Origin of the sequence: Haloferula sargassicola, from assembly GCF_040362925.1 — a bacterium.
Classification (GTDB): domain Bacteria; phylum Verrucomicrobiota; class Verrucomicrobiia; order Verrucomicrobiales; family Akkermansiaceae; genus Haloferula; species Haloferula sargassicola.
In genome coordinates this window covers 59373-80943 of the sequence record NZ_BAABRI010000008.1, presented here as the reverse complement: position 1 = coordinate 80943, position 21571 = coordinate 59373, and the positions used below count along the sequence as shown (strand labels likewise).

At 65.3% G+C, this 21571-nt stretch carries 22 protein-coding genes; 8 read left to right on the top strand and 14 right to left on the bottom strand.

The window, feature by feature from the left end; genetic code table 11:
• Nucleotides 1-202: 202 nt before the first annotated feature.
• Entirely contained in the window at nt 203-877 is a 675-nt protein-coding gene (locus tag ABXH26_RS08405) for a hypothetical protein (RefSeq protein ID WP_353566605.1), read from the top strand.
• Between the two features lie 12 nt (nt 878-889).
• On the opposite strand, the gene ABXH26_RS08400 is transcribed toward ABXH26_RS08405, so the two are convergent.
• From ABXH26_RS08400 to uvrA, 10 genes are all read right to left on the bottom strand, one after another.
• Nucleotides 890-1201 (bottom strand): DUF3820 family protein, encoded by a 312-nt coding sequence (locus tag ABXH26_RS08400; protein ID WP_353566604.1) that lies wholly within the window; start codon nt 1199-1201, stop codon nt 890-892.
• A gap of 96 nt (nt 1202-1297) precedes the next feature.
• Nucleotides 1298-2917 (bottom strand): peptide chain release factor 3, encoded by a 1620-nt coding sequence (locus ABXH26_RS08395; RefSeq protein WP_353566603.1) that lies wholly within the window; start codon nt 2915-2917, stop codon nt 1298-1300.
• Between the two features lie 270 nt (nt 2918-3187).
• A complete protein-coding gene (locus ABXH26_RS08390) occupies nt 3188-4135 on the bottom strand; it encodes a c-type cytochrome domain-containing protein (RefSeq protein ID WP_353566602.1) in 948 nt (315 codons plus the stop codon).
• 68 nt (nt 4136-4203) lie between these two features.
• Complete coding sequence (locus tag ABXH26_RS08385) at nt 4204-4419, bottom strand: hypothetical protein (RefSeq protein WP_353566601.1); 216 nt, start codon at nt 4417-4419, stop codon at nt 4204-4206.
• A 59-nt stretch (nt 4420-4478) separates the two neighbouring features.
• On the bottom strand, nt 4479-5054 hold the full coding sequence (locus ABXH26_RS08380; protein WP_353566600.1) for a 3-keto-disaccharide hydrolase: 576 nt from the start codon (nt 5052-5054) through the stop codon (nt 4479-4481).
• Nucleotides 5054-6643: a citramalate synthase gene (gene cimA / locus ABXH26_RS08375; protein ID WP_353566599.1), complete on the bottom strand. Its 1590-nt coding sequence runs from the start codon at nt 6641-6643 to the stop codon at nt 5054-5056. The genes ABXH26_RS08380 and cimA overlap by 1 nt, the downstream gene beginning before the upstream one ends.
• Nucleotides 6644-6845: 202 nt before the next feature.
• Nucleotides 6846-7889 (bottom strand): S1C family serine protease, encoded by a 1044-nt coding sequence (locus tag ABXH26_RS08370; protein WP_353566598.1) that lies wholly within the window; start codon nt 7887-7889, stop codon nt 6846-6848.
• Between the two features lie 62 nt (nt 7890-7951).
• Nucleotides 7952-8587, bottom strand: a complete 636-nt coding sequence (locus ABXH26_RS08365) for a hypothetical protein (RefSeq protein WP_353566597.1) — start codon at nt 8585-8587, stop codon at nt 7952-7954.
• Nucleotides 8588-8595: 8 nt separating this feature from the next.
• Nucleotides 8596-9195: an RNA polymerase sigma factor gene (locus ABXH26_RS08360; RefSeq protein WP_353566596.1), complete on the bottom strand. Its 600-nt coding sequence runs from the start codon at nt 9193-9195 to the stop codon at nt 8596-8598.
• Between the two features lie 31 nt (nt 9196-9226).
• On the bottom strand, nt 9227-12100 hold the full coding sequence (gene uvrA / locus ABXH26_RS08355; RefSeq protein WP_353566595.1) for an excinuclease ABC subunit UvrA: 2874 nt from the start codon (nt 12098-12100) through the stop codon (nt 9227-9229).
• 229 nt (nt 12101-12329) lie between these two features.
• On the opposite strand from uvrA, the gene ABXH26_RS08350 reads away from it, so the two are divergent.
• On the top strand, nt 12330-12962 hold the full coding sequence (locus ABXH26_RS08350) for a phosphoribosylanthranilate isomerase (protein WP_353566594.1): 633 nt from the start codon (nt 12330-12332) through the stop codon (nt 12960-12962).
• A 20-nt stretch (nt 12963-12982) separates the two neighbouring features.
• Here ABXH26_RS08350 and ABXH26_RS08345 read toward each other — a convergent pair whose 3' ends face one another.
• Nucleotides 12983-13210, bottom strand: a complete 228-nt coding sequence (locus tag ABXH26_RS08345; protein ID WP_353566593.1) for a toxin-antitoxin system HicB family antitoxin — start codon at nt 13208-13210, stop codon at nt 12983-12985.
• The gene (locus ABXH26_RS08340; RefSeq protein ID WP_353566592.1) at nt 13207-13635 is read right to left on the bottom strand and encodes a putative toxin-antitoxin system toxin component, PIN family; all 429 of its coding nucleotides are present in this window, start codon (nt 13633-13635) and stop codon (nt 13207-13209) included. The genes ABXH26_RS08345 and ABXH26_RS08340 overlap by 4 nt, the downstream gene beginning before the upstream one ends.
• Before the next feature lie 159 nt (nt 13636-13794).
• Here ABXH26_RS08340 and ABXH26_RS08335 point away from each other — a divergent pair, with 159 nt between their 5' ends.
• Genes ABXH26_RS08335 through ABXH26_RS08325 form a run of 3 tightly spaced genes read left to right on the top strand, consistent with a single transcriptional unit; the run spans nt 13795 to nt 15858 of the window.
• Nucleotides 13795-14235, top strand: coding sequence for a hypothetical protein (locus ABXH26_RS08335; RefSeq protein WP_353566591.1), 441 nt, complete (start codon nt 13795-13797; stop codon nt 14233-14235).
• Nucleotides 14216-15016: a metal ABC transporter ATP-binding protein gene (locus tag ABXH26_RS08330; protein ID WP_353566590.1), complete on the top strand. Its 801-nt coding sequence runs from the start codon at nt 14216-14218 to the stop codon at nt 15014-15016. The genes ABXH26_RS08335 and ABXH26_RS08330 overlap by 20 nt, the downstream gene beginning before the upstream one ends.
• Complete coding sequence (locus ABXH26_RS08325; protein WP_353566722.1) at nt 15013-15858, top strand: metal ABC transporter permease; 846 nt, start codon at nt 15013-15015, stop codon at nt 15856-15858. Before ABXH26_RS08330 ends, ABXH26_RS08325 begins: the two co-directional genes overlap by 4 nt.
• 63 nt (nt 15859-15921) lie before the next feature.
• On the opposite strand, the gene ABXH26_RS08320 is transcribed toward ABXH26_RS08325, so the two are convergent.
• Nucleotides 15922-16611: a spermidine synthase family protein gene (locus ABXH26_RS08320; protein ID WP_353566589.1), complete on the bottom strand. Its 690-nt coding sequence runs from the start codon at nt 16609-16611 to the stop codon at nt 15922-15924.
• Between the two features lie 125 nt (nt 16612-16736).
• Here ABXH26_RS08320 and xylA point away from each other — a divergent pair, with 125 nt between their 5' ends.
• Genes xylA through polX form a run of 3 tightly spaced genes read left to right on the top strand, consistent with a single transcriptional unit; the run spans nt 16737 to nt 20902 of the window.
• The gene (xylA, locus tag ABXH26_RS08315; protein WP_353566588.1) at nt 16737-18041 is read left to right on the top strand and encodes a xylose isomerase; all 1305 of its coding nucleotides are present in this window, start codon (nt 16737-16739) and stop codon (nt 18039-18041) included.
• A gap of 51 nt (nt 18042-18092) precedes the next feature.
• Nucleotides 18093-19112 (top strand): endonuclease/exonuclease/phosphatase family protein, encoded by a 1020-nt coding sequence (locus tag ABXH26_RS08310; RefSeq protein WP_353566587.1) that lies wholly within the window; start codon nt 18093-18095, stop codon nt 19110-19112.
• Nucleotides 19113-19144: 32 nt separating this feature from the next.
• The gene (gene polX, locus ABXH26_RS08305) at nt 19145-20902 is read left to right on the top strand and encodes a DNA polymerase/3'-5' exonuclease PolX (protein ID WP_353566586.1); all 1758 of its coding nucleotides are present in this window, start codon (nt 19145-19147) and stop codon (nt 20900-20902) included.
• 120 nt (nt 20903-21022) lie between these two features.
• On the opposite strand, the gene ABXH26_RS08300 is transcribed toward polX, so the two are convergent.
• Entirely contained in the window at nt 21023-21556 is a 534-nt protein-coding gene (locus tag ABXH26_RS08300; protein ID WP_353566585.1) for a hypothetical protein, read from the bottom strand.
• Nucleotides 21557-21571: the final 15 nt, after the last annotated feature.

Below are 21571 nucleotides of genomic sequence, written 5' to 3'. Positions count from 1 at the left end.
GCGGGAGGTTTTCCAGCCTCCGTGCGGGGCTTCCGGAGATGGAGGCGTGTTTTTTCCCCTCCGTGCGTGTTTTCGAGCGATCGAAGACATCTCTTTGCGGCTCGTGCCGACCTTCTCGTCACTCCGCACATTTTGATTTCCTCTGCGGATGTGCCGGTTAGGATGGGCTCCAACCTCGTAAAAACCCGAGGTTATTCCACTCATGAACAACGACACGATTCGAAATCAGTATGCTGCCTTTGCCCGTATCAAAGGCTTTGGCGAGAAACATGGGGCGGCTTTCGCAGCGGAGTCGCGCGGTGCCAAGCTATTCATCAGGGTGGGCGAGGTGGTCGCGGCGATGGAGGAGAACGGAGTGCAGAAGCTGGTGGGCAGCGATGCTTTCCACGGCGGCACCAGCGCCAAGGCCCACGCCGCCGGGCTGGTCAGGGAGGACATGGAGGCGATCCGCCGCACCGCGGAAGCGATCGCCGAAGCCGAAGATACCCCGGAGTTCGACGATGCGTTCCGCCTGCCGCGCTCGGGCTCCTATGAGACGTTGTTGACCCGCGCCCGCGCCTTCCACAAGGAGGCGGCCAAACATGAGGCGTGGTTCATCGAGTTCGAGATGCCGGCCGATTTCCTTGAGGATCTGGACGACGACATCAAGCTGCTCGCCAAGGCGGACGATGACCAGGACGCCGGGCTTTCCAACCAGGTGGCGAATACGGCGGCACTGGCCGACAATGCCGCCAAGGGCATGAAGATACGCAGGCAGCTCGACGCGGTGGTGGAAAACAAGTTCCGCGCCGATGCGGCGACGCTGGCCGAGTGGCGCAGCGCTCAGCATATCTCCTGGCCGAACCGCCGGAAGGCGGAGGAGCCGGTGACGGGCTGAGATCCACGTCTTTCACTCCCCGAAGTCCCACTCCGTCGGCCGCCGCGGCTTGAACCGCGAGCGGCCGCCGTTTTGTTGCCGGATGGGGTCGAAGATCGGGTCCATCCCGTTCGCCTTCAGCTCCCACACCCACTCCATCAGCTCGCCGAGCCGGCCCTTCGGAAAACCCCGCTCCTTGAAGTAGGTCAGGTATTCCACCGGCAGATCGTAGATCGGATAGCCGCGCGGCGGGTGCTCCTTCGGCCCGTATTTTCCGAAGGGCATCCGCGTCCGCCCGATTTCATCGAGCAGATTGCGGAAGTCCTCGCGGTCGATCTCGTTCATCCCAAGCATTCAACATCGCAGATGGACGCAGAGAAACGCAGATGTGAAAAAACTCCGCTTCATCCATCGGCGTTCATCGGCGCTTGATCATTGTTTCTACTCCGATGGTGGCGGAAAGGGCACTTCGCTGAGTTCCCACTTCTCGTTTTTTTCCGAAAAGGTCCCCAGGATCCAAGGGCTCGGAATCAGCGCCACCAGGTGACCGTGCGGGTCGCGCACCAGCCGAACATCCATCGAAAGTTCGGGCAGATCGTCCTTGGTCGTTTCTCCCTCTTTCAACCGCATCCAGCGGGAGAGCTGCCAATGCGCGTGCTCGATCCGCGTCTCGGCGTCGTATTCGCCCTGCAGGCGGTGCTGCATGACCTCGAACTGCAGCGGCCCGACGGCGCCCAGCAGCGGCGTGTAAACCCCGTCGTTTTCCAGCGGCGTGAACTCGCTCACCACCCCTTCCTTGAGCATCTGTTCGAGGCCCGCGCGGAAGCGCTTGTATTTTGCGGTGCTGGCATTGTGCAGCCAGGCGAAGCACTCCGGAGCGAAGCGCGGGATTTCGTCAAAACTCAGATCCTTCTTCGAGCTGAGCGTGTCGCCGATCAGGAAGTCGTGATTGCCCACCAGCCCGGCCACGTCGCCCGCGTAGGCGTCATCGACCGTCTCCCGATCCTGCCCGAAGAGCGTCATCGAGTTCGACAGGCGGACCTTTTCCCCGGTGCGGGTGTGGAAGACGTTCATGTCGCGCTCGAACTTGCCGCTGACGATGCGGATGAAGCTCACCCGGTCGCGGTGCTTCGGGTTCATGTTCGCCTGGATCTTGAACACGAAGGCGGAGAACTCCTCCGACTCCGGCTCGACCTCGTCCTCGCCCGCCTTGCGGCCGGATGGGGTCGGTGCCAGCTCGATGAAGCGGTCGAGCAGCATTTGCACGCCGAAGTTGTTCGCCGCGCTACCGAAAAACACCGGCGTCAGCTCGCCGGACTCGACCGCCGACACATCGAAGTCCGCGCCCGCTCCATCGAGCAGTTCGAGTTCCTCGGTGACCTGCTCATACACGCCGGTATCGAGCTTCCCCGCCACCGCCGGATCGCTGATGTCGCTCACGGAAACGGCGGCCTTGAAGGCACCGCCGGGCGTCCGTTCGAACAGATGGACCTGCTTCTTTTCGCGATCGAAAACGCCCTTGAAACGCGGTCCGTCGCCCAGCGGCCAGTTGAGTGGAAAGGCCTGGATGCCGAGCACGTTTTCCAAGTCATCCAGCAGCTCGAGCGGCGGCCGCGACGGCCGGTCGAGCTTGTTCATGAAGGTGAAAATCGGCACCCCGCGGCGGCGGCAGACCTCGAACAGCTTGCGCGTCTGGCTCTCGATGCCCTTGCCCGCGTCCACCACCATCACGGCCGCGTCCACGGCTGTCAGCACGCGGTAGGTGTCCTCGGAAAAGTCCTTGTGCCCCGGCGTATCGAGGATGTTCACGACCATGTCCTTGTATTCGAACTGGAGCACCGTCGAGCTGATCGAAATGCCACGCTGCTTTTCCAGCTCCATCCAGTCCGAGGTGGTCGCGCGTTGGTTTTTCCGCGCCGTCACGCTGCCCGCCAGGTTCAGTGCTCCCCCGTAGAGCAGGAACTTCTCGGTGAGCGTGGTTTTCCCGGCGTCGGGGTGGGAAATGATCGCGAAAGTGCGGCGGCGCGCGACCTCGCGCTGGATTTCGTTCGATACGGACATGCGGCCCGCAGGGGCTAACCCCGCGAGCGACCGGCATCAAGCGGATAGGTAGGGTCGAGCGCCCTCGCTCGACCGCGAAGGGTCCCCTGGTGCCGGCCCCGTCAACAGGCGGCGGACGACCGAGGGCGGTCGTCCCTACCTTCAGCGCTCGCTAGGGTCGAGCGCCCTCGCTCAACCGCGAAGGGTCCCCTGGTGCCGGCCCCATCAACAGGCGGCGGACGACCGAGGGCGGTCGTCCCTACCTTCAGTCGGCGGTGGTCGCCACTGCCCTTAGTTGTCCTCCGCACCCTGCTCGATCCAGCGGCGGATGGCGGCAAGTTCTTCCGGCGTCACCTGCTTCTTGCCTTCCGGCGGCATGTGCTCTTCGTCGTCGAGCGGCAGTTCCATGCGGAAAAGGATGTTGCTGTCGAGGTCGCCCGGCGCGAAGCCCTCGCCTTCCTTGCCGCCTTCCAGAGTGAGCTCGTAGCTGTCCATCCTCAGCTTACCCTTCGACTTGTCGGGGCCGTGGCAGGTCACGCATTTCGCATCGAAAATCGGCTGGATGTGCTTGGCGTAGCTGAGTGCGGCGTCATTCACCGGCAAGCTCTCGGCGACGGGCTCGGGTGCCGTAGGGCGGGCGGGCGTCGCTTCGATTTCCTCCGCCAACCAGCCTTTCAAGGGCTGCGGTGCTTCGTCGGTGAGGAAGGTTTTCCCGTGGGTGATCGATCCGCCGTCATGGCTGGCCACGGTCATCACGCCGCCGCTCGCGAGGAGCATCGCGAAATAAAGCCAGCCGCCCTTTCCCAAGGCATCCACCCACGACTTCACGACCAAGGCCGCAACGGCGAGGCCGGCGAAGATCATCCCCCAGCGGAGGTGGCTTTGCAAAAGATCGCCCGAGTAGTCGTCGGGATGGCCCTGCCACAAAAGATAGCCGAGGCCGGCCGCCACCACCGCCGAGGCGGCGGTGAAGAACATCGGCCACAACGTCGAGGCATCCGAGCGGCGGAACCAGCGCCCGCATTCCATCAGCACCACCAGGGCCAGCATGCCGATGGGCAGGTGCAGCATCACCGGATGGAAGCGGCCGAGGAAGCGGAGCCATTCCGCGGTGGCGAGATCGTCAACCTGGAGGTTCAGCGTCATCAAAAACGCCAAACCCGCGATCACCGCCAGCCCGCCCAGAGTCAACAGGACCGCAAGAATGATCGGCCGGCGGGAGGGATTCGTATTCGGCATCGCTGCGGGCATTCTAACACCCATACGAAGCCGCGGCGGCGATTCTTATTCCGGTCATGCAGGGGCGGTCAGACATCGACCACCGGGCCGTCCTTGTCCTTTGCCGCCGGCTTCTTGCCGCTCTTCATGAAAGGGATGAAGCGGCTGATGTCCACGCCCAGCACTTGCAGCGATTTCACCAGAATCATCAAAGCGACGGCCTCATCGATAAACGGCAACATGTCCGGAATAAACAGCACCACTCCGGAAGCGAGCGCAAACAGCATGGCCAGCAGCTTTTTCATGACCGGCAACCTACGTCACCTCGCGCACGAATCAATCCCGCCCAGGTTCCAAATGCCGCCTATGATTCCAACTTCCCGATCGAGATATTGCGAAACTCGATGGTCATTTCGACGCCCGGGTGGACTTGAAAACCGACCGGACCTTTCTCCGCCGCTGTTTTCGAATGATACACCGCGACCTCTTTTCCGCCGAGAAACACCCGGTATTCCGGGCCCCGGGCTTCGATGCGCATGCGGTTCCAATCGCCCTTCTTGAGCAATTCCGCCACGCCTTTCGCCTCCACGGGATAGCCGCCTTCGGAGGCGATGTACGGCGAGCCCGTCATGTCGCGCTTCAGCGAGCGGCTGACTCCGATCTGGATCTGGTCGTTTTCCTTGCGCAGGAACACGCCGGAATCGATGTCGCCGGAAAAGCGGAACTCGAACTCGATCGCGAAGTCCTCGAACGACTCCTTGCTCCACAGGATCGAGCCGGTCTTTTTCTCGTCGTTGGTGCCGGTGAGGACCCCATCGGCCAGCGACCAGGCATCCGCCCCTTCCCTCTTCCAGCCATCCAGGCTGTTATTCTGAAACTGCGGCTCGGGATTGGCCAGCGCGGCGAGGCTGGTGGCGAGAAGAATGAAGATGGCTTTCATCAGACCGTTTCGGTTTGCGGAAGTTTCGCGCGGTGGCGTTGCAGGAAGAGATCGAGCGAATCGACGATGGCGATCCACGAGGCCTCGATGATGTTTTCAGAAACACCGACCGTGCCCCAGGTGGACTTGCCGTCACCGCTGACGACGAGCACCCGCGTTTTCGCCGCGGTGGCATCGTGACCATCGATGATCCGGACCTTATAGTCGAGCAACGAGACCTCCGCAATCTCCGGATAGAAGGGCTTCAGCGCCTTCCGCAAGGCCTTGTCGAGCGCGTTCACCACGCCGCGACCCTCGGCCACGGTGTATTCCGCCTCGTCGCCCACATGGACTTTCACCGTCGCCTCGCAGACCGGATCGTGGCCATCTCGATAAAGCCGGTAGGAGGTGTGGAATTCCTTCAACTCGAAAGGCTTTTCGTAGCTGGCGGTCTCCTTGCGGATCAGCAGCTCGAGCGACCCACCGGCAGCCTCGAATGAGTAGCCCTCGTGCTCGAGGTCCTTCACCCGGGCCAGCACCGACTTGGCCTCGGGCGATCCCTTTTCCAGTCCGAGCCCGAGTTTCTCCGCCTTGAGCAGGATGTTCATCTGCCCGCTGAGTTCGGAAACGAGGATCTGCTGCGTGTTTCCGACCGCGCCAGGCTCGATGTGCTCGTAGCTGCGGGCGAGCTTCTGCACCGCATTCACGTGCATGCCGCCCTTGTGGGCGAAGGCCGTGCGCCCGACGAAAGGCGCGCGGGCGAAGTGCGGGTTGTTGGAAACGTCGTCGACGAAGTACGAGAGGCTCTTGAGTTGCTCCAGCTCCGGCACCACCTCGATGCCCATCTTGAGCTGGAGGATCGGAATGACCGAGGTCAGGTTGCAGTTGCCCGTGCGCTCGCCGTAGCCATTGATGGTGCCCTGGACCTGCACGCCGCCAGCCTTCACCGCGGCGATGGCGTTGGCGACCGCGAGCTCGCAGTCGTTGTGGGTATGGATGCCGAAGGGGGTGCCGGGAATCGCCTCGGTCACCGCCCGGCAGATCTGCATCACCTCGCTCGGCAGGGTGCCGCCGTTGGTATCGCACAGCACCAGCACGTCGGCGCCGCCCTCGGCCGCGGCCTTCAGCGTGGCCAGCGCATGCTCGGGCGAGGCTTTGTAGCCATCGAAAAAATGCTCGGCGTCATAGACCACCTCGCGGCCGTGGGTCTTCAGGTGCCGGACCGTATCGCGAATCATCGCCTGGTTTTCGCCGGCGGTGGTGCGCAGCACCTCGGTGACGTGAAGGTCCCAGCTTTTTCCGAAAATCGTCACCACCGGGGTCTCCGCCTCGAGCAGCAGGCGGACCTGCGGGTCGTCCCCGACCGCCATGCCGGCGCGGCGCGTCGAGCCGAAGGCCGCCAGCTTGGCATGGGCGAGGTCCAGCTTTTTGGCCTCCTGGAAAAACTCGATGTCCTTCGGGTTCGAGCCCGGCCAGCCGCCCTCGATGTAATCCACGCCGAAGGCGTCGAGCCGCTGTGCGATCCTCAGCTTGTCGAGCATCGACAGCTGGAATCCCTCGCCCTGCGTACCGTCGCGCAGGGTCGTGTCATAGAGTTGGACGGATTTCATGGGTTCCTCCGGGGGGCGGGGATTTAGCAGCCCGGGGCGAATCCCGCAACCCGTGATCCGCACCCGGCGCGCGGTCCGCCGCGGCCGACCGTGCACCGTCATGGCAGCCGACGATCAGGTCTCGGGCCGAAAAGAAGCCCGCCCCGGAACGAATCCGGGACGGGCCCTTGTCTTGCCTCCCTGAGAAATCTTTTTTTCGCCGTCAATCGCCAGCCGGAGCCGGGTCCTCGAGCCCTTTAGGCGCTTCGAGTTGATCTTCGGTCCGGTAACGGCCTCCCTTGTTGAAGCGGAACCGGATGCCGTTTCCATCCATCGATTCGAGCGCACCGAAATCCATCTGGTCCATCCGTTGCCGGATGGGTTCGGGCGCGGCGGCCTTGTCCTCTTCCGTTTCGTAAGGACCTTCCCAGAGCACCTTGCCATCCCGATCACTGACCTTGGCCTTCTTGCCGGAGCCGTCGTTGCTGAGTTCCACGCTTCCCTCGTCGTCGGTGAAGCGGATCGACGAGTTGAGGCCGCTCTTCTGGATGCTCATGCTTTTGGATTGCATGCTCATCTGCTGACTCAGCCGCTTCATCATGTCGTTCGGAATGGCGTGGTCGAACTGCGGCATTTCCTCATCGAACTGCTCGAGCAGCTGCATGTTTCGCTCCAGCGCATCGCGCAGCAGATCCCGGTGACGGTCCGGCAGGCCGTTGAGACCCTGCTCGTCCAGGCCAAAACCCTGGCGTTGGAAGGATCCGATGTCCGGCGGCGTGGGCCGGGCGCCGAGCACCACGGTGAACTCCTTCGTTTCGCCACCCTGGATGGCCTCGACCGCCACCTGATCACCGACCGCCATGTTGCCGGTGATGTCGATCACGTCCTGCCGGGCACCGACCTCGCGGTTGTTGACCTTGAGGATGACGTCGTTCTTCTGCAAGCCGGCCTCAGAGGCGGGCCCGCCATCGACGATCCCGCCGACGATCACTCCCTGCCCGGGAGCCAGCTTGAGATGTTCGGACAGGAAATCGGGCACCTTTTCCAGCACCACGCCGAGATAGGCCTGGCCTTCCGCCGGAGGCGCGGGGTCGGACGCCATCTCCACGGGCCGGGGCGCGGGCACCGCGCGAGGCGCGGAAGCCGCATCATCGACGGTGGCCGGAGCCTGCCGGGGCGGGATCGGCGTCGAGTCCACCGGCGGCTCGATCGCCATGAGGGGCGGGACCGCCAGCGCGAGGATCGGGAAAAAAGTGGGCGTCTTCATCGCATTCAATCGTTTCACTACTAGAAGCGCAGTAGATGGCGTTTCGTGTCTCGGCATTTTTTTCAATCCACGCGTTCGGGGATCACCACGTATTCGACCCTCGGGACCTTGGTCTCGATGATTTCACCCTTCTCGTTGCGAAGTTTCATGTGATCCATGTAGGTCACGCGCACCACCCGCATGGGCTTGGCCTGGCGATTGTAGCGGACCCCGAGGTCGTCGGTGCTGCGCACCGCGCTGTCGATCGAGGCGGGGACGAAATTCCCGCCCAGACCCCGGGATGCCACGGGGGCCGGCGCATCCACCGCATCCTGCCGGACGAGCGCCGGAGCATTCGTGATGGAAGGGGACTGGGGGCTCATCTTCGTCGCCGTCCAGGCCCCGGCCAGAGCGACCGCGGCGGCCGCGGCGAGCCACGGCATGCGGGATTTTTCCGCGGGAGCGGCGGCAGGAGCGGCCGGAAAGCGCAGCGTGTTCGCCTCGGGCTGGAAGGGAATCCGGTCCAGAGTGGCCACCAAACTCTCCGACAAGGCCGCGCTCGGACGGCTGGGCCGCGCCTGGTGAAGCCGGGCCTCCAGCGTGCCCTCCGCGACCTCGTCGCCCAGCGAGACCGCCAGACAATCCAGCAGAGCCGGATCGAGGCGCCGGGGCATCAGCAGCTTCAGCTCGTCTTCGAGGCGTTGGAATTCGGTTTCCATGACAGGTTTCAAATCGACAGGTCGCCCTTCCTGCGGGCTCCGGAAAGTTTCTTGTTCAAGGCTTCAAGACCGTAGCGATACCGGGAGGCCGCGGTGTTTGGGGAAATGTCGAGCGCCTCGCCGATCTCCGCAAAAGTCCGCTCGCCCCAGATCTTCATCACGATCACTTCGGCGAACTTCTTCGGCAGCTCCTTCAAGCCGCTCTCGAGCAGCTTGCGCGTTTCGTCGTCGGAGCCATCGCTCTCGAACCACGGGTGGAACTCGTCCTGCGACTGCACGATCGAATCGCCCACCACCTGGTCCTCGCGGCGCTTGCGGCGGTCATCCTTGCGGCCGAGGTCGATCGCGAGCCTGCGCAGCGCGGTGTAGAGATACGGCATCCAGGCTTCCTGGCCGCCGGAAAACTCGTTGGCCTCGATCTTGTCGACCAGCTTCACGAGCGCGTCCTGCAGGATGTCCTCCGCGTCCTCCTGGGAGCGGGTCTGCTGGCGCGCGAAGAGCAGCAGCCGGGGGCCGTGCTCGCTGAGCCACTCGCGCCACGAGGACGGAGTGGAGTTCGGGGAAAGTGGGGCAGGCTGAGGCATCACCTGGTCTTCAGGAGGGTTCATGGTTTCAAGCGATACCTTTTCCGCGGCTTGTCTAATTCTCGCTCCGTAGTTTTGCGGCCAGCGCCCGCCCGGTCGGCGAGTCGGGGATGCCCGCGATCTCCGCCGGCGACCCCACCGCCACCACCCGGCCACCGCGTTTTCCCCCGCCGGGACCGAGGTCGATCACGTGGTCGGCGGCCAGGATGACGTCGAGCTGGTGCTCCACCACCAGCACCGTGTGCCCCGCCTCACGCAGGCCGCGGAAGGCCTTCAGCAGCCGTTCGACATCGCCGAAATGCAGGCCGGTCGTCGGCTCGTCGAAAAAGTAGAAGGTGTGCGGCGCGGCGGGCTTCGCCAGCTCCACGGCCAGCTTCAGCCGCTGCGCCTCACCGCCCGACAGCGTGTCCGCCGCCTGGCCGAGCCGTAGGTAGCCGAGGCCGAGGTCCTCGATCACCCCCAGCAGCGGCGCCAGTTTCGGCACCGCCGAAAACACCTGCTTCGCCTCGGCCACGGAAAGCGCGAGCACGTCGGCGATGTTCATACCCTTGAAGGCCACTTCGAGCGTTTCGCGGTTGAAGCGCTTGCCGCCACAGGCCCCGCACGGCACCCAGGCATCGGGCAGGAAGTGCATCTCGATCTTCAGCCGGCCCGCGCCCTCGCAGCGCTCGCAGCGGCCGCCGCGGGTGTTGAAGCTGAAACGCCCCGGGCCGTATCCGCGCTGCCGGGAGAGCGGCAGTTTCGAAAACAGCGACCGGATCAGGTCGAAGGCCCCGGTGAAGGTGGCGGGGTTCGAGCGCGGGCTGCGGCCGATCGGCGCCTGGTCGACGATCACCGCCTTGCCGATGTGCTCGAAGCCGTCGATCCCGTCGTGCGCCCCCGGCCGATCGGTCGAACCGTGGAAATGCCGCCGCATCGCCCGCATCAGGATGTCGTCGGCCAAGGTCGACTTGCCACTGCCGCTCGGCCCGCACAGGCAGGTGATCGTGCCCAGCGGGATCCGCACGTCGATGCCCTTCAGGTTGTGCTCGCGCGCGCCGCGGATGACCAGGTCGTCGCCCCAGTCGAGCGTGCTTTTTCCTGCTCCCGGCTCCCGGCTCCCCGCTCCCCGCTCCAGCCACGCCTTGGTCGGCGAGCCCGCCACCTCGGTCATCGGCCCGTTCGCCAACAAGGCCCCGCCTTCCCGACCCGCGCCCGGCCCCAGCTCGACCAGCCAGTCCGCCGCCCGGATCACCGCCTCGTCGTGTTCTACGACGACCACCGTATTTCCGCGGTCGCGCAGCTCTTCCAGCGCCCCGATCAGCCGCCCGGTGTCCTCCGCGTGCAGCCCGATGCTGGGTTCGTCCAAAACGTACAGCACCCCGGTCAAGCCGCTGCCCAGCTGGGTCGCCAACCGAATCCGCTGCGCCTCGCCGCCGGACAGCGTCCCGCTCGCCCGATCCAGCCCGAGATACCCGAGCCCCACCCGTTCAAGAAATGACAGCCGCTCCTCCAGCTCCTTCACCAACCGCCCGCAGATCTCCGCCCGGTCCGACGGCACCTGCACGCCCTTCAGCCACTCCAGCGCCTCCTCCACCGGCAGCCCGCAGAAATCCTGGATCCCGAGCCACCGTGGCTGCTCCGGCCCGGAGCAGGCCGTGGCGTCGGCGGCCCGCCGACCGCCCTCCATCCTCACCGCCAGCACCGCCGCCTTGAGTCGTTTCCCGCCGCACACCCGGCACGGCCGCTCCGCCATCACCCGCAGGATCCGCCGCCGCACCGCCTCGCTGCGCGCCGCATGCAGCTTCCGCTCCGCCTCCACGCACAGGCCCTCGTATTTTTTTAACTGCGGCTTCTTCTCCGCGCCCATCTTCCAGCCGGTTTCCAGCGTCCCGCCATGGAAAAGCAGCACCTTCAGAGCCTCCGGCAGCTCCGCGAACGCCACGCCCTCGACCCCGAACATGCGCTCCATCGCCTCCGCCTCCCGCGCGAACATCTTTTCCCGCTGCGACTTCGGCTTCCACCACCCCTTCACCGCCTGCGCCAGCGGTTTTTGCGGATCGTCCACCAGCAGGCCCGGATCGCAAAACCGCTCCGTCCCCAGCCCTTCGCAAGCCGGACAGGCTCCGAGATGCGAGTTGAACGAAAAGTGCCGCGGCGTCAGCTCGCCGATCGTGAAGCCGGTCTTCGGATTCCGGTAGCTGGTCTGAAACGATCGCACCTCCCATTCGTCCGACTCCGGCCGCTGCACCAGCACCCGCGACTCGCTGCCGCAGATCCGCAACGCCGTTTCCACCGAGTCTGCGATCCGCGACTCCGCCCCCTCGCGCACCACCAGCCGGTCGACCACGATCTCCACCTCCCGCGCCCGCGCCGGCCAGGCCGACTCCGCCTCGTCGAGGTCGATCATTTCCCCATCCAGCCGCACCCGCACGAAGCCCTGCCGCTTCAGGTCCGCCACCAGCCGCTCCCCATCCGCCGCCTCCTCCCGCGGCACGGGTGCCAGCACCACCACCTTGGTCCGTTCCGGCTCCGCCGAGAGCGCCGCCACGATGTCGCCCGCGCCCATCTTTTTCAGCCGCTCGCCTGTCTCCGGATCATGCGGCGTCCCTGCCGCCGCCCACAGCACGCGCAGGTGCTCGTAGATCTCCGTCGCGGTCGCCACCGTCGATCGTGGGTTCAGTCCGCCGCTCCGCTGCTCGATCGCGATCGCCGGGCTCAGCCCCTCGATCGCATCGACGTCCGGCTTTTCCAGCTGATCCAGAAACTGCCGTGCATAAGCCGAAAGCGACTCCACAAAGCGCCGCTGCCCTTCCGCGAACAGCGTGTGAAACGCCAGCGACGACTTCCCGCTTCCGCTCGGCCCGGTCACCACCACCAACTTTTCGCGCGGGATCTCGAGGTCGAGATTCCTCAAATTATGCTGCCTCGCCCCACGAATCCGGATCACGCCCCCGAGCTTCGAGTTTCCTCCGCACCGATTCAAGCGGCGAGGCACGTCGTGGGGTATCGGGCTCCTTCGAAAGAGTCGCAGGATGAAGAGGATGAGATGGATTTGCAGGATGGCATTCAAATTGGAGAATCCCCCATCCCATGCATCCTCCCCCTCTGGTTCATCCTGCAACCCACCCTTGGCAGCCCGGCTTGAAAATGACGCATGAAGGCCCAAGAGTCCCCCCGTGCTCGCCCGCTTCCTCGATCCTTCGTGCTGCTCGCTGAAAATCTGCGGCGTCACCCTGCCCGCGGACGCGGACCGGCTCGTCGAGCTCGGCGTCGATGCCCTCGGCGCGAATTTCTGGCCGAAATCGAAGCGCTACCTCGATCCTGCCAAGGCCGGCTTCCTCGCCGACCTCGCCGGCCGCATCCTGCGCGTCGGGGTTTTCGTCAATGCAGGCACCGACCCGCCGCGCGAGCTGTTCGAGGCCGGCTTCATCGACGCCGTCCAGCTTCACGGGGATGAACCCGAAAGCGACCTGCACACGCTCGCCGGACACGGCATCCCCGTGATCCGCTCCGCCACCCTCTCCAACGCGCAACCGCCCGCGGTGCCGGCCGCCCTCCTCCTCGACGCCCACGCCCCCGGCGTCTACGGCGGCACCGGTCGGACGATCGACTGGCCCGCCGCCGCCGACTTCATCCGCCAGCACTCCGGGCTCCCCGTCATCCTCGCCGGCGGCATCGTCCCCGGGAATGCCGCCGAAGCCGTCCGCCTCGTCCGCCCCTGCGCCATCGACATCGCCTCCGGTGCCGAGAGCGCTCCCGGCATCAAGGACTTCGACAAAGTCCGCGCCCTCCAGGCCGCCCTCGCCTGATCGCCGGACCGGATCACGGGTCAGGTCGGGGATTGGAAATGCACCTCGAGCTGGTCGAGAATCTCAAGCCCGGCTTCGGGAGAACCCTTCGCGGCGAGAGCGCGGAAACGGGTTTCAGCGTCAAATTCAGCGATGCTGATCGTGGCCAGCTCTTCGATGAGTTTGTTGAGGCTGACCCCGCGGTGCTTGGCGAGTTGGCGGAGACGAGCGTGTTTATCGTCGGGGATGCGGATGGTGAGAATGCTCATGGCAGGGATGCGAGAAATTGAGTTGGGGTCTGGATTTTCAGCTCGGGAAATCGAAGTTCGCCATGGGCGAGATCCTTGTTGTTGTGAGTGACGACAGTCCCCGCGTTTCCAGCGAGAGCGAGCTCGATCAGATGATTGTCGCCCTCGTCAGGGAGATGGGGCCGCCAAAGGAAATAGACTTTGATCCATTCGCTGACGGACAGGAATGCCGCGAAGAGAGTCTGGCGATCACCCGCCCCGATCGGGCTTTTCACCATCAAATCCTCTCGCGACAGCAGGTCCTCATACTCGTGAAACAAAGCCGGGCCCATGACCGAGGACGCCCGTCCTTGCAAGCACACCCGGATCACCTCCCGGCTGCTTCCGTCCGGACTCAGAATCGCGGCAATGAAAACGTTCGTATCCACAACGATTCGGGGAATCATTTCCACGCATGATAGCGCATACGCTATCACCAGGTCAAATAGGAAGTACGGGCGACCGCCCCGCCTACCCTGCGAGCTGAACCCCGCGTTCCATCCCGACAAACGCAATCCCCTTGCGTTTGCACCCGCCCCGCCTTTCACTCCGCTGCGGCGGTCACCATGCGCGGCTCACCCCTCACACGCACCCTCATCCTCCTCATCGGCCTCGTCGTCGCGGCCGTGGGAACCCGTGCGCTCACCGCCCCGAAAGCTCCGGTTTCCTCGCCTTCGAAAATCACCGCTCCGACCGACCGCGAACTCACCGAGACCCGCTTCGAGCTGACCCTCTCCGCCCCCGCCAAGGAGGTCATCCTCGAGAGCGCCGGAAAGACCGTTTCGCCGGAAATCATCGGCCTCATCCTCACCGGCAGCCTGCCGACTGAGGGCGGGCACCCCACGATTTTCCTGACCATCCGCTGGGCTGAAAGCGATGACACCCCGCGCTTCGCCAAGCTCCGCCTGGAGCCCCCCGGCCTGCCCACCCTCACCCAAACCTTCGACGCCATCGGCGACCTCGACGACGTCTGGGAACCCCATCTCCATGTCTCCACGGATCACTGATCACCCGGCACTTGGCACTGCCGCGCAGCGGCCGGACCACCACACTTGCTGCGAGCATCACGACCACCACCACGAGCTGGTCGTCTCGGACCTCCGCGTCCGCTACCGGCAGGTGATCGCGCTGGAAAACATCGACCTCGCCACCTCCTGCGGCAACCGCGTCGCCCTGATCGGCCCCAACGGTGCCGGCAAGTCCACGCTGATCAAGGCCATCGCCGGGCTCGTTCCGCGGGCCGCCGGCAGCATCGCCTGGCGCGGCACCTCGATCCGCCGCTGGTCGCGCGAATTCGCCTACCTGCCGCAGCGCGAGGAGGTCGACTGGTCCTTTCCCATCACCGTCCGCGGCCTGGTCGAGATGGGCCGCTACCCGCAGACCGGCATGTGGGGCCGTTTTACGGAAAAGGACGACGCCGCCGTCGAGCATGCCCTCGCCACCCTCGACCTGCTCGACCTCGCCGAACGCCAGATCCGCGAACTCAGCGGCGGCCAACAGCAGCGCGCCTTCCTCGCCCGCTCGATCGCCCAGGAAGCCCACGTCCTGCTCCTCGACGAACCCTTCACCGGTCTCGACCGCCGCGCCGCGGCCCAGCTGGGCGAGACCCTCGGCAAGCTCGCCCGCGAGGGCCGCCTCGTCATCGCCTCCCACCACGATCTCAACAGCGCCACCGTGCTCTTCGACGAAGCGCTTTTGCTCGCCACGCGCCCCATCGCCTTCGGCCCCGCCGCCGAGGTCCTGACTCCGGAAAACCTCGCCCTCACCTTCGGCGAAACCTCCAGATAACCATCAACGCGGAACTCCTACACTCACCGTTTTTCCAGCGCGCCCTCGCCGCCGCGCTCGTCATCGGCTTTGCCAATGGCTTCTTCAGCGGCTTCGTCGTGCTGCGGAAACACGCGCTCTCCGTCAGCGCGCTGTCGCACACCATGCTGCCCGGCATCACGCTCGGCATCGTCGTCGCCGGTGCGCTCACCCAGGCCAGCGCTTTCCTCGGCGCGCTGTTCGCCGCCCTGATCGTCGGGCTCGGCTCGGTCGCGGTCGCCCGCGGAAACCGCATCTCGCAGGGCACCGCATTGGCCGTCATCTACACCAGCGCGTTCGCCGCCGGGGTCGCCATCCTGCCGCGCCTCGAGACCCGCCAGGAGCTGGAGCATTGGTTGTTCGGCGACATCCTCGCCGTCGGCTCCGCCGACCTCTGGACCGCCCTCGGCATCGGCGCGGTGATGCTCGTCACCGCCAACCTCCTGATGCGGCCGCTGCTGCTCACCCTCTTCGAGCCCAACGTCGCCGCCGCGCAAGGCGTGCCGGTACGATCGATGCAGTACCTCACCTTCGGCCTGCTCGTGCTCTCGCTCGTCGCCTCGCTGCAAGCGGTCGGCTGCGTGCTCTCGGTCGGCCTGCTCGTCGCCCCCGCGGCCACCGTTTCCCTGCTGACCGACCGCACCTCGTGGCTCTTCTGGGGCGGCGGTCTGCTCGGCGCGCTCGGCGCCGTCGGCGGCGTGCTCCTTGCCGGCGCCACCAACCTCGCCCCCGGCCCGGTCATCGTCATGGTCCTCGGCGCCTGCTTCCTCCTCGCCTGGCTCTTCAGCCCGAAATACGGCGTCGTTTCCCGCTCGCGGGCCTGACCGTGACGCCAACCTCCCCGGTTCCATTCTGCGTAAATCCGGATTCTCGGACGCCGCCCCGCCTCACCCCACCCACGCGACATAGATGCAGTGCCGCGGCTTCTTCGCCTTCTCGTGGGCCTTGACCGGGTGGACCTCGACCCGGAAGCCGGCCTTTTGCAGTGACTTCTCCATCGCGGGCGTCGGGTGCGCCATCCAGTAGGCTGCGCAGCCGGCCGGAGCCAACGCCTCGCGCACCCTGGCGAAAAACGACGGCGTGTAGAGCCGCGAGTTGTCGCCGGTGATCAGCATGTCGGGGCCGTCGTCGATATCGATCAAGATCGCGTCGAGCCCGCCCTTGCCATGCTTTTTCAGCGCGTCGAAAAAATCGCCCTGATGGATCTTCGTCCGCGGATCGGCGAGGATCGGGCCGTTGTGCTCGGCGAGGAAACTGCGGTTCCACTCGATGATTTCCGGCATCAGCTCCGCCACCTCCACCGTGGCCGGGCTGCCGATCCCCTCGAGCGTCCGTTTCAGCGTGAAGCCCATTCCCAGCCCGCCGATCAGCACCCGCGGGTGCTTCGGACGGGTCGGACTGCCCTCCGCCAGATGCGCGCAGCCCAGTTCCGCCAGCTTTTCCTCCGACCAGGTCAAGCGCGTGCTCATCAGCTCGCGGCCGTCGTTTTTCAGATAAAAGTGCCCGTCGTGCCGGTGCAGGGAAAACACGGTGCCGTCCGCGAGGCGGGCTTCGGCGAGCTGGACATAGGGCTTCATGGCGCGACCATCCGTGGAAGGAGGAAAATGACAATCCTCCGCTCCCGCCAAGAACTCGGAAGCCTCGGCGATTCTCTTGAAAACCGCGATAGACGGATCGCTCAGAAACGTTTCATGCTCCCACCATGTCCTTTTTCCCCGACGTTCCGAAAATCTCCTACGAGGGTCCGAAGTCCAAGAACTCCTTCGCCTTCAAGCACTACAACCCCGACGAAGCCATCGAGGGAAAGACCATGCGCGAGCACCTGCGCTTCGGTGCCGCCTACTGGCACGTGATGCGCAACGAGCTGTCCGACCCCTTCGGCGGCGGCACGGCCCTGATGCCTTGGGACGACAAGTCCGACTCGATCGACAACGCCAAGAAGCGCGCCGACGTGTTCTTCGAGTTCCTCGAAAAGATCGACATCGACTACTACTGCTTCCACGACCGCGACATCGCGCCGGAGCTTGGAGATTTCACCAAGTCCACCGAGGCGCTCCAAGCGGTCACCGACCACCTCGAAGGCCTCCAAAAGGACAGTGGTCGCAAGCTGCTCTGGGGCACCGCCTGCCTGTTCGCCCACCCCCGCTACGCCCAGGGAGCCGGCACTTCGCCGGACGCCCGCGTTTTCGCCTACGCCGCCGCGCAGGTGAAGGCCGCGATGGACGCCACCCACCAGCTCGGTGGCGAAGGCTACACCTTCTGGGGCGGCCGCGAGGGCTACGCCACTCTGCTCAACACCGACATGAAGCGCGAGCTCGACCACCTCGCCGCGCTGCTCCACATGGCGGTCGATTATAAGAAAAAGATCGGCTTCACCGGCCAGTTCTACATCGAGCCGAAGCCCCGAGAGCCCTCCACCCACCAGTACGACTCCGACTCGGCGGCCTGCCTCAATTTCCTCCGCGAATACGAGCTGCTCGATCACTTCAAGCTCAACATCGAGACCAACCACGCGACGCTGGCGGGCCACACGATGCAGCACGAGCTGACCGTCGCCATGGGCGCCGGCGCGCTGGGCTCGATCGATGCCAATCAGGGCGACACCCTGCTCGGCTGGGACACCGACCAGTTCCCGACCGACCTCTACGGCACCACCCAGGTCATGCTGAAGGTGCTGGAAATGGGCGGCTTCACCACCGGCGGCCTGAATTTCGACGCCAAGCGGCGCCGCGAATCGCACGAACCGATCGATCTCTTCCACGCCCACATCGGCGGCATGGACGCCTTCGCCCGCGGCCTCAAGATCGCGGCCGCGGTCCGCGCCGATGGCCGCATGGCCGAGTTCGTCAAGAACCGCTACTCCAGCTGGGACGATGGCATCGGTGCCGTGGTCGAAAAGGGCACCGACCTCGACACGCTCGACCAGTGGGTCCGCAGCCACGGAGAACCCGAGCTGAAGTCCGGTCGCCAGGAAATGCTGGAGAACCTCCTCAACGAGTTCATCTGAGCGTGACTCAGGGGGCGCGGGCATGCGACGAATGCCCCCGTTCACCGCCTCATGACCCGCTCCACCCGCGCCCCGCGCCGATTCGGCTGGCTCCTGATCGGCGTCTCGCTGGCGCTCCATTTCATCACCGTTTTCGCCTACTACCGCCAGCCGGCCGCGCTGGCTGCGTTCACCGTGATGCCCATCTGGGTGTGGGGCGGCATCGGCCTGCTGTGCTCGTCGCTGGCCTTCCTGGGCCTGCGGGCGCCGCTGTCGCTCATCGTGACCACCATCTGGGCGCTGACCCTGCTACTCGGTGCGGATGAGGCACGCGTGATCGGCCACTTCGGAGCCCGCACGCCGAAGCCCGGCCCGCCGGTGCCCTACGAGGGCGTCCGGCCGATCCGGCTGCTGACGATCAATACGGCTGATTTCCGCTTCGGCGATCCCACCGCGGACCTCGCCGTGTGGCAGCCGGACATCGTCCTGCTTCAGGAAACGGGCGGCGCCAAGGTCCAGCGGATCGCCACCGCGCTGTTCGGGGCCAAGGCCTCCTACTACAGCTTCGCCTCGAACGGCATCGCCACCCGCTGGCAGCTCGGCCGCCAGGTCCAGGTCAAGGCCCCGCGCTTCAGCAACTTCAATTTCGACGCCACCGTCCACCTGCCGGATGCCCGCACCGTCGAGATCGCCAACGTCCACCTGACCTCCGCGGCCACCGACCTCAGCCTGTGGCGGCCGTCCTGCTGGCGGCGCCACCGTGAAAACCGCCGCAAGCGGCAGTTCGAGATCTCGGCCGCGCTGTCGATCCTGGAGGACAACTGCGATTTCCCCGGCGTCCAGCCCGTGATCCTCGCCGGCGACTTCAACGCCCCGCCCACGGACCCCATCCACCGCCTGCTCGCCCGCGATTTCAACGACGCCTTTGTCGAGGCCGGCACCGGGTGGGGAAACACCTTCCAACGCCGCATTCCCATCCTGCGGATCGACCAAATCCACGCCACCCGCCATTTCAAGATCCTCGGCTGCCGCGCCGTCACCACCCGCCACTCCGACCACCGCTTCGTCGTCGCCGACCTGATCCTCGAATAGCGCCCGTCTGTTTTTTCCCACCTGCTGCCCCCATGTCCGAAATCACCCGCGAAACCCTCGCCAACGTGCTCGAGGAAATCGCCCTCCTCCTCGAGATCCAGGGCGAGAACCCCTTCAAGACCCGCGCCTACCGCCAGGGCGCGGAAATCGTCAGCGGCTTCGATGGCGACATCGTCCAGCGCGCCAAGGACGACGACCTCACGGGCATCAAGGGCCTCGGCGACGCCCTCCAGCAGAAGCTTCACGAACTCGCCACGACGGGAAGACTCGGGTTCCACGAAAAACTACGCTCCCAGTACCCCGCCACCTTTTTCGACCTGTTCGAGATCGAGGGACTCGGCCCGAAAAAGATCGCCGCCCTCCACAAGGAACTCGGCGTGGGCTCGATCGCCGATCTCAAGACCGCCAGTGAAGCGGGTAACGTGGCCCTGCTTGCCGGCTTCGGGAAAAAGACCGAGCAAAAGATTCTCGCCGCCCTGGCCCGTCGTGAGGCCTTTGCCGATCGATTCCTGCTCGATGCCGCCAGCCATGCCGCCGAGATGATCCTCGACCGCCTGCGCTCGCATCCCGAAGTACTACGCGCCCAGTATGCCGGCTCGTTGCGACGCTCCAAGGAGACCATCGGCGACCTCGACTTCATCGTCGCCACCGCGAAGCCCGCCGAGCTCACCGCCTGGTTCGCCGGGCTCGACCTCGCGGAAAGCGTCATCGCCCAGGGTGACACCAAGTGCTCGATCCGCCTCGACAACGGCCTCCAGTGCGACCTCCGCGCCGTCTCCAGCGCCCAGTTTCCCTTCGCCCTCCAGTATTTCACCGGCTCCAAGGAACACAACGTCGCGCTCCGATCCCGCGCCTTGAAGCACGGCCTTTCGCTCAACGAATACGGCTTCACCGCCGGCGGCAAGTCGGTCCAGCACGGTCCCATCCCCGCCGTCCACGACGAGCGCGACATCTACCGCACCCTCGGCCTCGAGTTCATCCCGCCGGAGCTGCGCGAGAACCGTGGCGAAATCGAGGCCGCCGATGAAGGACAACTGCCCAAGCTCGTCGAACTCGAGAACCTCCGCGGCACCTTCCACAACCACACCACCGCCTCCGACGGCAAGGCGACCCTCGACGAAATGGCCGAGGCCGCGCTCGACCTCGGCCTCCGCTACCTCGGCATCGCCGATCACTCGAAGGCCTCCTTTCAAGCCAACGGCCTCGACGAGAGACGCCTCCTCGAGCAGATCGAACAAATCCGAATCTGGAACAAGAACCGCGGCGACGAGCTCTGGATCTTCGCCGGCTCGGAAGTCGATATCCTCAAGGACGGCAGCCTCGATTTCCCCGACGACCTCCTCGCCCGGCTCGACTACACCGTCGCTTCCGTCCACGCCTCCTTCACGCTCGATGAGAAGACCATGACGAAGCGGATCATCCGGGCCATGGAAAACGAGCACGTCACCATGCTCGGCCACCTCACCGGCCGCCTCCTGCTGCGCCGCGAGGCCTACGCGGTGAACCACGACAAGATCATCGACTGCGCCGCCGCCACCAACACCATCATCGAGATCAACTGCAACCCCCGCCGCCTCGACATGGACTGGCGGTGGTGGAAAAAAGCACGCGACAAGGGTGTCCTCACCTCGATCAACCCCGACGCCCACCGCCCCGAGCAGTTCCAGTTCCTCAAGTTCGGTATCGGCATCGCCCGCAAAGGCTGGCTGCGAAAGGAAGACATCCTCAACACCTACGAACTCGACAAGGTGAAGGACTACCTCGGCACCCCCAAGGACCGCCGATCATGAGATCGGCATTGGCCTGTTCGGGGAGCCTGACTCCCCAATAATAGAGAGCTGCCAGGCACCCTATCGGAAACGAATCCGGCCGATGCTGGCGAGGCGGTGCCGATTTCATCATCGGCGCTCCTACCAAGGCAGAATCGTCTCCCACACGCTCGCCCGCGCGCAGCGCAGGATCGCCTCCTCCTCATCCATCCGGCGGAAACGCACCTGCTTCCCGAGCTCGGCCCAGCCGCGTTTCACCGCCTCCAGCTCCACGGAAATCCCGGCGATCCGCACCACCACGTGCCCGGCGATCAATAAGGCCCCGATCGCCAGCACCCACGGGACCGGCGCCCACTTGCTGACCAGCGACACCACCCCGAGCATCACCACCAGCGCCGGCAGGATCCGCAGGTTCCACCAACCGAGCCGGCGCCGTTTCGCCAGCGCCACGCCGTCCTTTTCCATCAGCCGCAGGCCGCCTTCGCGCACCGCATTTCCCAAGGCCGCGGCATCCCGGAAAGCCCCGGCTTTTCCCGAGCTACCGCCGAGGATTTCCATCACCTCCCCGACGGAGATGCCGCACTCCACGCGTCGTCCCTGGTCCCGAACCCGCCGCCAGAACCACCAGCGCGCCACCATCGCCGCGACCAGCGTCAGCACGGAAAGAAGAATCAACAGTCGAGGCACGCC

What these genes read in the sequence shown, in the direction of transcription:
- ABXH26_RS08405 (WP_353566605.1), top strand. Translation starts at nt 203, where the DNA reads ATGAACAACGACACGATTCGAAATCAGTATGCTGCCTTTGCCCGTATC.
- ABXH26_RS08400 (WP_353566604.1), bottom strand. Translation starts at nt 1,201, where the DNA reads ATGAACGAGATCGACCGCGAGGACTTCCGCAATCTGCTCGATGAAATC.
- ABXH26_RS08395 (WP_353566603.1), bottom strand. Translation starts at nt 2,917, where the DNA reads ATGTCCGTATCGAACGAAATCCAGCGCGAGGTCGCGCGCCGCCGCACT.
- ABXH26_RS08390 (WP_353566602.1), bottom strand. Translation starts at nt 4,135, where the DNA reads ATGCCGAATACGAATCCCTCCCGCCGGCCGATCATTCTTGCGGTCCTG.
- ABXH26_RS08385 (WP_353566601.1), bottom strand. Translation starts at nt 4,419, where the DNA reads ATGAAAAAGCTGCTGGCCATGCTGTTTGCGCTCGCTTCCGGAGTGGTG.
- ABXH26_RS08380 (WP_353566600.1), bottom strand. Translation starts at nt 5,054, where the DNA reads ATGAAAGCCATCTTCATTCTTCTCGCCACCAGCCTCGCCGCGCTGGCC.
- cimA (WP_353566599.1), bottom strand. Translation starts at nt 6,643, where the DNA reads ATGAAATCCGTCCAACTCTATGACACGACCCTGCGCGACGGTACGCAG.
- ABXH26_RS08370 (WP_353566598.1), bottom strand. Translation starts at nt 7,889, where the DNA reads ATGAAGACGCCCACTTTTTTCCCGATCCTCGCGCTGGCGGTCCCGCCC.
- ABXH26_RS08365 (WP_353566597.1), bottom strand. Translation starts at nt 8,587, where the DNA reads ATGGAAACCGAATTCCAACGCCTCGAAGACGAGCTGAAGCTGCTGATG.
- ABXH26_RS08360 (WP_353566596.1), bottom strand. Translation starts at nt 9,195, where the DNA reads ATGAACCCTCCTGAAGACCAGGTGATGCCTCAGCCTGCCCCACTTTCC.
- ABXH26_RS08345 (WP_353566593.1), bottom strand. Translation starts at nt 13,210, where the DNA reads ATGAGCATTCTCACCATCCGCATCCCCGACGATAAACACGCTCGTCTC.
- ABXH26_RS08340 (WP_353566592.1), bottom strand. Translation starts at nt 13,635, where the DNA reads ATGATTCCCCGAATCGTTGTGGATACGAACGTTTTCATTGCCGCGATT.
- ABXH26_RS08335 (WP_353566591.1), top strand. Translation starts at nt 13,795, where the DNA reads ATGCGCGGCTCACCCCTCACACGCACCCTCATCCTCCTCATCGGCCTC.
- ABXH26_RS08330 (WP_353566590.1), top strand. Translation starts at nt 14,216, where the DNA reads ATGTCTCCACGGATCACTGATCACCCGGCACTTGGCACTGCCGCGCAG.
- ABXH26_RS08320 (WP_353566589.1), bottom strand. Translation starts at nt 16,611, where the DNA reads ATGAAGCCCTATGTCCAGCTCGCCGAAGCCCGCCTCGCGGACGGCACC.
- xylA (WP_353566588.1), top strand. Translation starts at nt 16,737, where the DNA reads ATGTCCTTTTTCCCCGACGTTCCGAAAATCTCCTACGAGGGTCCGAAG.
- ABXH26_RS08310 (WP_353566587.1), top strand. Translation starts at nt 18,093, where the DNA reads ATGACCCGCTCCACCCGCGCCCCGCGCCGATTCGGCTGGCTCCTGATC.
- polX (WP_353566586.1), top strand. Translation starts at nt 19,145, where the DNA reads ATGTCCGAAATCACCCGCGAAACCCTCGCCAACGTGCTCGAGGAAATC.